10 protein-coding genes are annotated in these 11,042 nt (G+C 67.5%); all 10 read left to right on the plus strand.

The annotated features are described in order from the left end of the window. Positions 1 to 59 precede the first annotated feature (59 nt). The 10 genes from ABZ319_RS12365 to ABZ319_RS12410 all read left to right on the plus strand — a co-directional run bounded on the left by ABZ319_RS12365 (position 60) and on the right by ABZ319_RS12410 (position 11,025). Positions 60 to 2,471, plus strand: a complete 2,412-nt coding sequence (locus ABZ319_RS12365) for a hypothetical protein (protein WP_354986453.1) — start codon at positions 60 to 62, stop codon at positions 2,469 to 2,471. Continuing rightward, on the plus strand, positions 2,468 to 3,361 hold the full coding sequence (locus ABZ319_RS12370; protein WP_354986454.1) for a phage tail protein: 894 nt from the start codon (positions 2,468 to 2,470) through the stop codon (positions 3,359 to 3,361). The genes ABZ319_RS12365 and ABZ319_RS12370 overlap by 4 nt, the downstream gene beginning before the upstream one ends. Then, on the plus strand, positions 3,361 to 4,980 hold the full coding sequence (locus ABZ319_RS12375; RefSeq protein WP_354986455.1) for a phage tail protein: 1,620 nt from the start codon (positions 3,361 to 3,363) through the stop codon (positions 4,978 to 4,980). Before ABZ319_RS12370 ends, ABZ319_RS12375 begins: the two co-directional genes overlap by 1 nt. Positions 4,981 to 5,000: 20 nt before the next feature. Then, positions 5,001 to 6,026 (plus strand): hypothetical protein, encoded by a 1,026-nt coding sequence (locus tag ABZ319_RS12380; protein ID WP_354986456.1) that lies wholly within the window; start codon positions 5,001 to 5,003, stop codon positions 6,024 to 6,026. Between the two features lie 10 nt (positions 6,027 to 6,036). After that, on the plus strand, positions 6,037 to 7,113 hold the full coding sequence (locus ABZ319_RS12385) for a hypothetical protein (RefSeq protein ID WP_354986457.1): 1,077 nt from the start codon (positions 6,037 to 6,039) through the stop codon (positions 7,111 to 7,113). 13 nt (positions 7,114 to 7,126) lie between these two features. Continuing rightward, on the plus strand, positions 7,127 to 8,170 hold the full coding sequence (locus ABZ319_RS12390) for a hypothetical protein (RefSeq protein WP_354986458.1): 1,044 nt from the start codon (positions 7,127 to 7,129) through the stop codon (positions 8,168 to 8,170). Between the two features lie 158 nt (positions 8,171 to 8,328). Continuing rightward, entirely contained in the window at positions 8,329 to 9,621 is a 1,293-nt protein-coding gene (locus tag ABZ319_RS12395) for a hypothetical protein (RefSeq protein WP_354986459.1), read from the plus strand. Continuing rightward, a complete protein-coding gene (locus tag ABZ319_RS12400; protein ID WP_354986460.1) occupies positions 9,621 to 10,061 on the plus strand; it encodes a hypothetical protein in 441 nt (146 codons plus the stop codon). Before ABZ319_RS12395 ends, ABZ319_RS12400 begins: the two co-directional genes overlap by 1 nt. Before the next feature lie 71 nt (positions 10,062 to 10,132). Continuing rightward, on the plus strand, positions 10,133 to 10,831 hold the full coding sequence (locus tag ABZ319_RS12405) for an N-acetylmuramoyl-L-alanine amidase (protein WP_354986461.1): 699 nt from the start codon (positions 10,133 to 10,135) through the stop codon (positions 10,829 to 10,831). A gap of 8 nt (positions 10,832 to 10,839) precedes the next feature. Further along, a complete protein-coding gene (locus tag ABZ319_RS12410) occupies positions 10,840 to 11,025 on the plus strand; it encodes a hypothetical protein (protein ID WP_354986462.1) in 186 nt (61 codons plus the stop codon). The last annotated feature ends 17 nt before the right edge of the window (positions 11,026 to 11,042 follow it).

The raw sequence follows: 11,042 nt of genomic DNA on the forward strand, positions 1-11,042 counted from the left end.
GGATGTGAATTGTGGACAAGCAACGCCCATCGGCAATGAACCTGCCGGACATTCTTGCGATGACAACCAGCGGCCGGCCGCCGTCGGGGAAGAAGATCGCACTTCCCAGCGGCGCGGTATGGGAGGGCGGACCCACCCCGGGGACCTCGCTCATCACCCTGCCCGACGAGGATCCGATTCTCGTCTCCGAGGACGGCGGGATCGCGCCGAACGCCATCGTCGGCCGCACCGGCCCCTTCGGCACACTGACCCGAGCCTTCGAGGAGGTGCTCGGACATGTGCCGAGCTTCTTCACGAATCGGATGGCCTCCGAAGCCCTCAACCTCTTGCGCGGCGTAACGGAACCTGCGAACACCGAGACCGAAACCCGGATTCTCAAAATCAGTTCCAAGACCACGCTGCTCAATCCCGGGAAGCGGAGCGGAAAGCCCGGCTCGGGCGAGACCATCGTCGAAGAGATTCTGGGGCAGGGGAATTCGGCGAGCGATGCGCCGATCCCCATTCGCCGGGCCTACGGCGGCCCCATCCATCGCGAAGAGCAGGCCCTGCTGCCCGGCGGCATGATCACCGGGCCGGGCGGCTCCACCGAGGACAAAGTCCTGGTGGCCGCGTCACCCGGTGAGTTCGTGGTCAATGCCGCGGCGGCGGACAACGTGCTGCCGCTGCTGGAATTGCTGAACTCCGGCTGGGTGCCGTCGGCCCAGTTCCTGACCGGAATGCTGAACGGGGTCGGCTCCGCCGATCCATCGGCCACGGCGAATCCCGGTCAGTGGCGCGACATGCTCGGCCAGGGCGTAGTCGCGGACGCCCTGGGCAGCCTCGGCAACGCCGCGATCGACGCGGGTGCGTGGGCCGGATCCGCAGTGGGTTCGGCACTGTCGCCGCTGTTCGCGCCCGGTGGGCCGCTGGCCGCACAGCCGGGCACGGGTTCCGCGCCGTCGGTGCAGAGCCCGCAGTCCTCGACCGATTCGCCGATGCCATTGACGGCATCGATGCAGGCCACGCCTTCCGGGATGCTCGGTACTCTCGCCGGTTTTACCGGTGGAGCGGGTGGCGCGACCGGTGTCGATGCCACCGAATTGGGCTCTCTCGGAGCAGCTCTCGGTTCCGGCGTCACCAGCGCCGCGACAGTGGCCGGTGGTCGCGTGGGTGCGGCCCTCGGCGAGGTCGTCAGCCGGATGCTCGGTCCCGCCGGTGAGATGGCTCCGAAGATCGGCGAACAGCTGGGCCAGCTGATCGGCTCGAGGTTCGGCGGTGAGCTGAACACCTCTATGACCCTGCGCGCGGAGCTCGGCGGACAGCCTGGCACCAGCCTCGGATCGAGTGGCGGACTCGGCGCCGGAACCACTGGCGGCGACGGCATTCCGTCGGTCACCGACGGCACACCCGTGGATACGGGCTCTGCCCCGGAACCCACTTCCGGCGACAGCGGCGACCCCAATTCCGTTGTGACCAGCGCCGGGCCGTCCGCTACGACAGGTGGTGGAACCGAGGATTCGAGCACGGCTCGCTGGCAGTACATACCGCCGAGCGCGGATGGTAGTACCAACGGCGGTTGGGCGTACTTGACCCCCATCCCGAACGTCGACCGGACCGGTCTGCCCCTCGATATGCAGCTGTCGGCACTTATCGAGGACCAGCCCGACACAACTCGCTGGGTGAACGGCACCAAGAGCCTGAGTTCGATTCTCGGCGGCAATTCGGCCGCCCAGGAGCTCAAAGACGAAAGGCACCGGTACAACCCCAGCGAAGGAAACTTCACCGATCTGGTCAAGCTGGCTGCCAACGACTGGGGAACCAATGTCGGCAACCTGCTGAAACCCATTTTGGGCGATCAAGCACCGGAAGCCCTGGGCAATCTCGCGCAATCGCTGCTCACGCCCCTCGGGGAGGCATACAGCGCGGCCGATCCCGACAAGAACTGGACGAACACGCTCGGCCAGTGGATCAGCAACCTGACGGGTGTCCCGTGGAAGCCGACCGGCACCGGTGGCTCGAGCACCGCCACCCAAATGACCCACGATCAGCAGATCGGCTACAACGCACTGACTTCCGCTGTCTCCGGCCTGCAGCAACACGGCCTGCTCGGCGGCCTGACCGGAGCAATCTCCGGCGCGGCTTCCACCGCGGGCAGCCTGGTCGGCGGCGCGATCGGCACCGCCATCGCGCCCTTCCTCGGCCCGGCCGCCCCACTCGGCCCCGTCATCGGCCAGTTCCTGGGCTCGATGGCCGGCGGCATGCTCGGCGGCCAGCTCACCCGCCGTATCGAATGGGCCGGAAACGCGGTCAAAGAGCTGGTCGGAACCGGTTTCGGGCTCACCGATCTGGCCGACGGCCCGGGCGGCCACACCGTCCGCGGCGATATCTACAACTTCAACGGAACAGACCCCAAAAGCGCGTCTATCGCGGTGGAGCGGGTGCGCCGGCGCCGGGCAGTGGCGCAGCAACGCGGAGGAGGCATGGGGCGATGACCCACCAACTATTGGAAAGCCACGGCACGAAGGTCGTGCTGTGGGACGTGAACGGCCGGGTGTGGCATCTGTCCGGCACCAATGCCGGGCGCGAAGGCGTGCGCCTGTCGCAGCAGGCCGGATACATGTTCGCCCCCGTGCAGCTGCTGATCTCGGAAGGCGCGCGCCAGGACGGCGCGACCTTCGTCCGCTCGGTACGCGCGAAGAAGGAATGGGACTTCCTGGTCGTCATCTCTGGAGACGCGAAAGGCGCGGGCGCGGACCCGATTCGGGACTTCCACGCCGTGCACGACGCGTGGTTCCGGGGCTGGTCCACCGATAAGCCGGTGACCGTCGGGTACTACACCCGCCACCAGGGCTGGCGATTCCAGCAGGCGCAGTTGGATTCCGCACCGGAACCGGTCGGCGACATCGATCCGGCGCGCAATGCCACGGCCGGCTACAAGATGTCGGCCACGGCGATGGATCCGCTCGAGCGGCATTTCGACGAGAACCAGGTGTGGACCAACACCTCCGGCCTGGACGAGGGCATCGTCCGGCTGCGCAACGCCGCCGACCAGCCGGTATGGCCGCGGTACACGATGAGCGGCCCCGGGCGCTGGTCGATTCTGGATCCGTTCGAAGGCGACCTGCTGCGGATGGTGCAGACCCCGACCCTGCAGGCGGGCGAGACGCTGCGCATCGACACGCATCCGCGTCATCGGACCGCGTTCGTGTACACCGGCGGCAACTCGAAGGGCCGCAACGTCTGGGGCCAGCTCGCCGGCCGCCGCTGGTTGCAGCCCATGCAGCCGTGGAGCACCACCGACATCACCGTGAAGGTGGAGGGCGGCACCACCGCCTCCAGCATCGTCGCGACCGTGACGCCCCGATCCTCGAGGCCGTTCTGATGGGCGCGGGCACCTGGGATCCGCACGCCGAAGTGCGGCGGATGGACGAGGCGTTCCGGCAGGACCAGGAGCAAGCGCGCAATCCCGATGTGCTGGTGCGCTATTGGAACAAATTCATGCAGGAGGTGGGGGAGGAGCACAGCTACCTCTCCCTGGAATTCACCTACCCGCGCAATTCCGCGGGCGGCCTGAAGATGATCTGCCCCCGGGACATGGTGCACTTCGACCACCTGTTCAACAACGAGGACGGCGAAGACGCCACCATCCCGATCACGGTGAACACCAAGGGTTTCCGGTGGGACGGCTACATCACGAAGGCCTCCATCGTCCGGGACGACAACGGCGTCGAAACGGTCGACATCGAGGCCATCCACGCCTGGAACCACATCGCGACGATCTGCTGCTGGGCCTCGCCGTTCGCGCCGGTCCTGGCGCAGTTCCCGCGCCACCACATCCTGTTCGGCCCGGTCCGCACGCTGGTCACCACGTATCTGACGATGAACCTGATGCGGTTGCAGGCCCCGGGCTGGGCGCCGACGAACGCCGACGGCAAGCCGATGTGGGAAGGGGTCGGCGACTCGCTGTTCCCGATCGCGGTCGTTCCGGTCGACCCGCTGCACGACACCAGTCGCTGGAGCGCGGCCTCCGCACGATTCGACATGGCGGACAAGCTGTTCCAGCCGATGCTCGAGGATTCGGGCGTCATGCTCACCGCCCGCTTCTTCCTGCCGGGCGAGGACGAGCAGCCCGCGCCGCAGTGGTTCTTCCTCGACAAGCCCACCGTGGTCCTGGAAACCGTCGACAAGTCCGGCGTGACCGGTGACACCGGTACCCTGCTGGACGGAATCAAGTCGTGGATAGAGGAATTCGCCGACGACGGCACCACGCCGAAGCGCTATCCGAAGTTCGATTCGACCACCGAGTACGAGGCCGTCTACGGCCAGCCGGGCAAATTCGGCACCACCAAGAACTTCCCCTGGGTCTGGTACTTCGAAGGCGAATACTCGGGCATCGGCGCTTCCGAGGTGGCACTGCACAAGCCGACGGCCACGGACATCATCATCGGCGGGCGTTCCCCCGGCTGGGTGAACGCCGGCATCGAAGTCGTCATCAAGGGGCTGTTGTCCCTGATCGGCCTGGACTTCCTCTACCGGGGCCAGCTCAACGACGTCTTCCTGGCCTGGATGGTCTACCGGGACTCCGAGCGTGTCCGCCGCGCCGGGCCGTATGCCTTCCGCGAGCTCTACATCACCGGCAGCGACAAGGCCTTCAACCTCGACGGCCTGGTCGCTGCCCGCCAGGGCCTGCACCTGACTCGCGGATACACCAGCCACAAGGTGACCATCGAGGACAACGCCCCCTATCTGCTCGGCCGCGACTTCGGGCTCGGCGATCAGATCGGATTCGCCATGGACCGGCTCGTATTCACCGACTACGTCACCGAACTGTCCTTCTCCGACAACCGCGAAACCCCGGCCGTCTGGCAGATCACCGTCGGCGACGGATCCGACGAAGAGGACTCGGTCGTCAAGGCGTGGCAGCGCCTGGGCCGCTTCGCCTCCGCCATCAAGGATCTGTCCACCGATGTCGGCGCCGATCTCGACCTGCTCATCTTCTAATCCCGCTGAGAGGAAACACCATGGCGGACATCAGTTTTCCCGCCCATCTCACCGTGGATCGACAGCCGGACGTGGATGGGCTGCCGATTCTGAACGCGACATTCACGGTCTCCGAGGCGGTGGCCGCGCTCGAACTGCCTACGGGCCCCGTCGGCGAGCGCGGCCCGAAAGGCCGCGCGCGCACCACATTCCGGAAGATGGGATCGATCGCAAACGCCGCGGCCCGGCCTACCGGTCTGGGTTCGGACGATCGCGGCAAGTGGTGGCATCGGACCGACGACGACGGCATGGACGTCTGGGACGGGACCCACTGGCAGCATTCGCCGCACGCCGTCGGCCCGCAGGGGCCGGTCGCCGCGGCCAATACGATCGACGTCGCACCGGCGGTCCACAAACCGAATCTCACGGTCCCCGCAGTGGAGTTCGTCGGCAAAGGCGCCGACCAGCAGTTGAAGGTAACGGCACCGGCGGGTTTGCCGGGACCGAAAGGCCCCGCGGGGGTGTCGGGCGCGATTGTCGGCTCGCCGGACTATGACAATTCCACGAGCCCCGCGCCCGGATCCGTCTTCGCCTATCACCGCGCTTCGCAGAAGTTCCGGCCGACACCGCCGCCGCTGGGCACCGGTCCCTGGTCCTGGTTCGGCACGGAGTTCGCCGTCGAGACGGAGCAGGATGTGCCGGAGTTGACGGTCGGAACATTCACCGTGCCGGCACAGACCTTCGCATGGCGTCCGCTGGTGCAGGGTCACGTCTACTACGGCGGTGCCAACGCGACCGAGGTGACGGTCCGGCTCAATTACTCCACCGGTGAAGTCGTGGCCGCCACGCGCCCCAGTGCGGGTGGATACCTGTATCTGCCGCTGCTCCCGACCTATCGCGAAGACCAGACGGTCAAGACGCTCTCGCCCACTTCCACGTTCGCGACCGTCCCGGCCGGCCAGCCCGCGAAGTTCGTCGTGCAGCTGACCCGGCTCCCCAACGGCAGCGGAAAGATCTGGTGGTCGCGCAGCGGTGCGTCGCTGGTCGTTCACGCTCAGCCCCTCTGAAGGAGGTGACATGTCCACCGTAAGTGAATATTTCGATTCGACGCTGGTTCGCGGCATCGATGAGGGGATCGGTTCCCCGGGCGTCGTACAGTCGTTCAACGGGACGCCCCGCGACGGTTCTCTCGAACTCATGACCGGAACGCCCGGACCCGCTGGCCCGCAGGGTGAACCGGGCGCCGCCTTCCGCTGGGAAGGCGATATCGCGGACCAGGCCGCGCTGACCGCGCTGGCGACCAAGCTGGGCACCGCGCAGGCCGGGAAGACCTGGCGGGTCCTGGCCACCAATACGTTGATGTATTGGAACGGAACGAGTTTCGACTCCTTCGCCGATGCGTTCGGAGCGCCCGGACCGGACGGCCAGCCGTGTGTGCTCAGCATCGGCACGGTCGACACCGGGCCCGTTGACTCGGACCTGCAGGTCACAATCACCGGGACGAAGCCGAACCTCGTGCTGAACCTGACCGTGCCGCAGGGCGTCAAGGGTGAGAAGGGCGTTCCGGGCGGTCCCGGGCCGATCCGGCAGGCGCCGGACTACGCCAACGGCACGCACACCGCGCGCATGGTTCCCTCCTGGGACGGCACCGGGCAGAAATGGAAGCCGCGTCCGCACCCCGGTCTGCGCGGGCCCTGGTCGATCACGGCCACCCAGGCATGGGACGGCGGCGCGGGATTCGCCCCGTCCGTTTCCACCACGAACGCCACCCCGATGACGGTCGCGCAGCTGAAGATTCCGGCGCAGGACGTGGATTGGCGTCCGGTGATCACCGGCGGCGTGCTGGTCTACACCTCGGAAGCCATCGGCAATTTCAACACCAGGATCGACGCCGAAGTGCGCATCGACGCGGCCAACGGTCAGATCGTCGCGCTCGGCGCCGGCTTCCCCTTCGGCGCCGATAGCTACTGCTACTTCCAGCCGCACTTCGGTACCCAGTCCATGACCCCGGACAGTCCGGTGGGCCTGATCCAGGCGGGCCGGGCCATCACGCTCTACGTGGTGCTTGCCCGGAACCTGGGCGGCTCCACCTACTCCTACAAGCAGGACAGTGCCCAGATCTTGTGCTGGGCACGACCTGTGACGGCTTCGTGAGCCGGAGAGCACTATGACCAACGAACAGCACATCGTCTACGACGACAACATCATGATCACCATGCACGGCGTCTCCGATTCGATCGGACTGCCGTACACGGTGAATCCGCTCGAACTGGTCGATCGCGAGGCGCTGATCGAGCTCCGCGAAGGGCCCGCCGGTGGCATCGGCCCCGAAGGTGATCCGGCCCGGCCATGGCAGTGGCGCGGCGATGTCGCGAATCCAGCTGCCCTGCAAGCGCTGAACCTCACGACGGCCGACGCGCGTTCCGCGTGGCGGGTCGTCTCGGAGAACGCGATCTACTACTGGACCGGGCTGGAGTTCATCGCCTTCGCCAATGCTTTCGGGCAGCAGGGCAAGCCGGGCCCGGCCAACATCCTGACCGGGTCAGCGGTCACCGGTGCGCCCGGTTCGACCGCGGCAGCGCAGATCACGGGCTCCGCACCCGGCCAGCACCTCGCGATCACCTTCCCCCAGGGCGAGCGCGGCGACGCCGGGGATCCGGGCGCTGCGGGGCGTATCCAAGACGCCGACGATGTTCTCATCGATGCAGAACATCCGCTCGGACAGGACTACCTGCTGGCGTGGAACACAGCGCTCGGCAAGTTCGTCCCCACCCCGAGTCCGCGACCGGGCGGTCCGTGGGCGGTCGCGAAGAATCAGTTCTCCGGCGGTACCAACCTCAATGAGCCCAAAGTCCTCGCGGCCATCACGATTCCCGGGCAGCCGACCGCGTGGCGACCGCGCGTGCAAGGGTCGGTACGGGTCCGGCCGGAGGGCGGCGGGTTCGGTACGCGCGCCGATGTCGAAGTGCGAGTCGGTGGCACGAGCGGCACTCTCGTCGGCGGCGGGCTCGGCTACGACATCCAGAACTGGGACTGGGTCCTGATCGGCCCGCGGTTCGAATTTCCGCCGACCCCGACGAACGGGGTCGGTGTCATTCAGCCGAACCAGACCGTCACGTTGTACGTGATCGCGAAGCGGGTCAAGGGCGATCGCTCGTTCGCGGTGGACAACACCGGGGCTCAGCTCATCGTCTACGCGGACCCCGTCTGATCTTTCCTTCCGCTCCTGCGCCGATCACGCTGCGCGGAAGCCGAATTCGCCGTCCTGCGCTCTGACGGCGCTCACCTCACGGTTCGTCCCCGGGCCGTTCCGCTGCTTCGCGGGCACGTCGACTTCGGCGTGCCCGCACTCTCGAAAGGACCAATCTCATGGCTGATCTTCCTCCGCTGAAATACGGCAAGGTCATCGGACGCTTCCTCGCCAATGTCGCCGACGGCCCCGATCTCGGCGACCTGCCGGAGTTCCTGCCGCTGGCGGGCAGCATCACCTTCACCGCGGACGCCCCGAAGGTGCTGGTCGCGGGTGCGCAGCCGGCACCGGCCACCTACGTGCAGCTGCCCGAGCACTACGTGTGCCAGCTGGACGAATTCGGCTACCTCACCTGGCGGGGCAAGCGCGGTGTTCGCCTGGTCGCGCCGGGTGCGGCGACCAATCCCACGGAGTGGACGTGGCGGGTCTCGTTCGATCTGAATTACGACGGCCGTCAGATCCCCATGGACGCTTTCAATTTCGAGGTCGGCGAGTACGTGGCCGGGTCGAACCCGGAGAATCCGGACGAGGGCTCCTCGGGTCTGGTCGATCTGACGCTGGCCGCGCCGGTACCCGCCAGCGCGGGCAACGCGGTGGTCCGCGGTGAGCGCGGCGCCGGGGTGCAGATCGACGGCCAGGTCGCCGCGTACAACCAGCTGCCCGCGGCCCCGGCCGAGGGCGCGCAGTACGTGGTCACCGCCGACGGTCTGCTGTACGTGTTCCACGCCGCCGCGGGCGGGTGGACTCCGAACGGTCAGGGCATCGTAATTCGCGGCCCGGCCGGCACCACCGCGTGGGCCGGCATCACGGGTAAGCCGACCACCTTCGCGCCGACCATCGGCGCGACCGCCACGACCGCGGTCGCCGGCGACGACGCACGCCTGAACGACGCCAGAACCCCACTGCCGCACGCACATCCGGCGAGTCAGATCTCCGACGCGACCGCCACCGGCCGGTCCGTCGTGACCGCCGCGGATGCCGCAGCCGCACGTACGGCCATCGCGGCGGTCGCCAGCACCGACACCCGGCTGACCGATGCGCGTGTGCCGACCGCAGCGGGGCAGATCTACGACATCGCGTTCAAGTCCCACACCGGAACCCGTGCCGTGGGCGCGGGCAACGTCATGCCCGAGGGCCTGCGCATCGAGCGGGCGATCAGCATCTCGTCGATCACCTACCGCGGCGAGACCGCGGGCACCGGCAACCTGGTCGCCGAACTCCGCAAGAACGGCACCACGGTTCCCGGTACCGCCGCCACCATCGCGGCGGCCGGGCACGCGACCGACACCGTCGTCACCACCGGTACGCCGTGGGCCTTCGCCGTGGGCGATCGGCTCACCGTGTTCATCACCACCGCCGACAGCCCGGCGGGTAAGGGGCTGCAGGTGAGCCTGAAGGGGGTGACTTCCTGATGGCATTCATCGTCGTCACCGGCGGAGAGGGATTCATGCCGTCCGGCATGACCAAGAACGGTACGTTGAAGATGAGCGCGACCTGGACCGATGTCGCTTCGTGGACGGCGGATACCACGGGGTACCCGGGTTCGAATCTGTTAGGCAACGGTGTGCGCGTGCAGGGCGGCAACGGCAATGCCACGATCACCGTCAACCTGCCGTTCTCCGGCGGCACGAACACTCCGACGCAGCAGGCGCGGATCATGGTCAACAACGTCTTCCTCGTGAACGGACCGCAGGTAGTGACTGCGAACTCGGGCACGCTCACCGCTACGGCCACCGGGGTCACTCTCGCCGACGGCGACGTGGTGACGGTGCAGGCCATGTGCACCGCGCAGTTCACGAGCTGGGAGAGCACGATCTCGGCAGGCGCCGGCACTTACGTGCGAATCACCTAGGGCGGTAACCCATGTCCTGGACCGGAGACCCGACCTGGCTCGCGGATGTGCTCCGCGAAGCCGGACTACGGGTGATCGAACACGACGGCTGGCGCGAGCGCGGTCACGGAGATTTCCGTGACCTGCGCGGCGTGCTGTGCCACCACACCGCGGGCGGCGGCGCCCAAGACTGGCGCATCGTCCAGTACGGCCGCCCGGACCTGGAAGGCCCACTGGCCCAGCTGGTTCTGGAAAGCGACGGTACCTACCGCGTGATCGCGGCCGGCGTCTGCTGGCACGCGGGCCGCGGTTCCTGGCCCGGCTGGCCGACCGATAACGCCAACTACCACGTCATCGGCATCGAGGCGGTCTCCCGAGGCGACGGATCCGACTGGACCCCGGCGCAACTCGACGCCTACAAACGCGGCTGCGCGGCGATCCTGTCCCGCATCGGCCGCACGGCCGACGACTGCGTGGCCCACCGCGAGTACAGCCGCGAAGGAAAAATCGACCCCGCCGGCATCGAGATGGATTCGTTCCGCCGCGATGTCCAGGCCTTCATCGACGGAGAGGAAGCGCCGATGAGCGCAGCCGAAGTCAGCCAGATTCAAGAGTTCATCACCGCGTTCTGCGGCCCGATCGGTGCCGACGTGAAAGACATCCGCGAACAGCTCTGCGGCGAGGCCCAGCGCGACACCGGCGGTTTCAACGGCTGGCCCCAGCTCGGCAACCGCACCCTCGTGGACGCGGTCGCCGACATCCTGACCCGCCTGGAACACCTGGAGAAGTAGGAGGATTCATGCCCGCGAGCTCACGTTCCGTCTCGGCATGGACGCCCGGGGCACCCCGAACGCCCTCCCAGACCGGTAGCGCCCGCCGTGTCGGAAACGTCTACAACTTCAACAACATGGCCGAACAGCCCACTTTCCAGCGGGTGCAGCGCGTCAACAAGGGCGTCGCGATCAAGCGGGCAGCGAAGCGCTAGCCCTGCGCGACAGCCAG

The organism is Nocardia sp. NPDC005978, assembly GCF_040614455.1.
GTDB lineage: Bacteria > Actinomycetota > Actinomycetes > Mycobacteriales > Mycobacteriaceae > Nocardia.

Excerpts from the sequence above, each read along its gene's own strand:
- ABZ319_RS12370 (WP_354986454.1), top strand. The coding sequence starts at position 2,468 with ATGACCCACCAACTATTGGAAAGCCACGGCACGAAGGTCGTGCTGTGG.
- ABZ319_RS12375 (WP_354986455.1), top strand. The coding sequence starts at position 3,361 with ATGGGCGCGGGCACCTGGGATCCGCACGCCGAAGTGCGGCGGATGGAC.
- ABZ319_RS12385 (WP_354986457.1), top strand. The coding sequence starts at position 6,037 with ATGTCCACCGTAAGTGAATATTTCGATTCGACGCTGGTTCGCGGCATC.
- ABZ319_RS12410 (WP_354986462.1), top strand. The coding sequence starts at position 10,840 with ATGCCCGCGAGCTCACGTTCCGTCTCGGCATGGACGCCCGGGGCACCC.
- ABZ319_RS12395 (WP_354986459.1), top strand. The coding sequence starts at position 8,329 with ATGGCTGATCTTCCTCCGCTGAAATACGGCAAGGTCATCGGACGCTTC.
- ABZ319_RS12365 (WP_354986453.1), top strand. The coding sequence starts at position 60 with ATGACAACCAGCGGCCGGCCGCCGTCGGGGAAGAAGATCGCACTTCCC.
- ABZ319_RS12380 (WP_354986456.1), top strand. The coding sequence starts at position 5,001 with ATGGCGGACATCAGTTTTCCCGCCCATCTCACCGTGGATCGACAGCCG.
- ABZ319_RS12400 (WP_354986460.1), top strand. The coding sequence starts at position 9,621 with ATGGCATTCATCGTCGTCACCGGCGGAGAGGGATTCATGCCGTCCGGC.
- ABZ319_RS12390 (WP_354986458.1), top strand. The coding sequence starts at position 7,127 with ATGACCAACGAACAGCACATCGTCTACGACGACAACATCATGATCACC.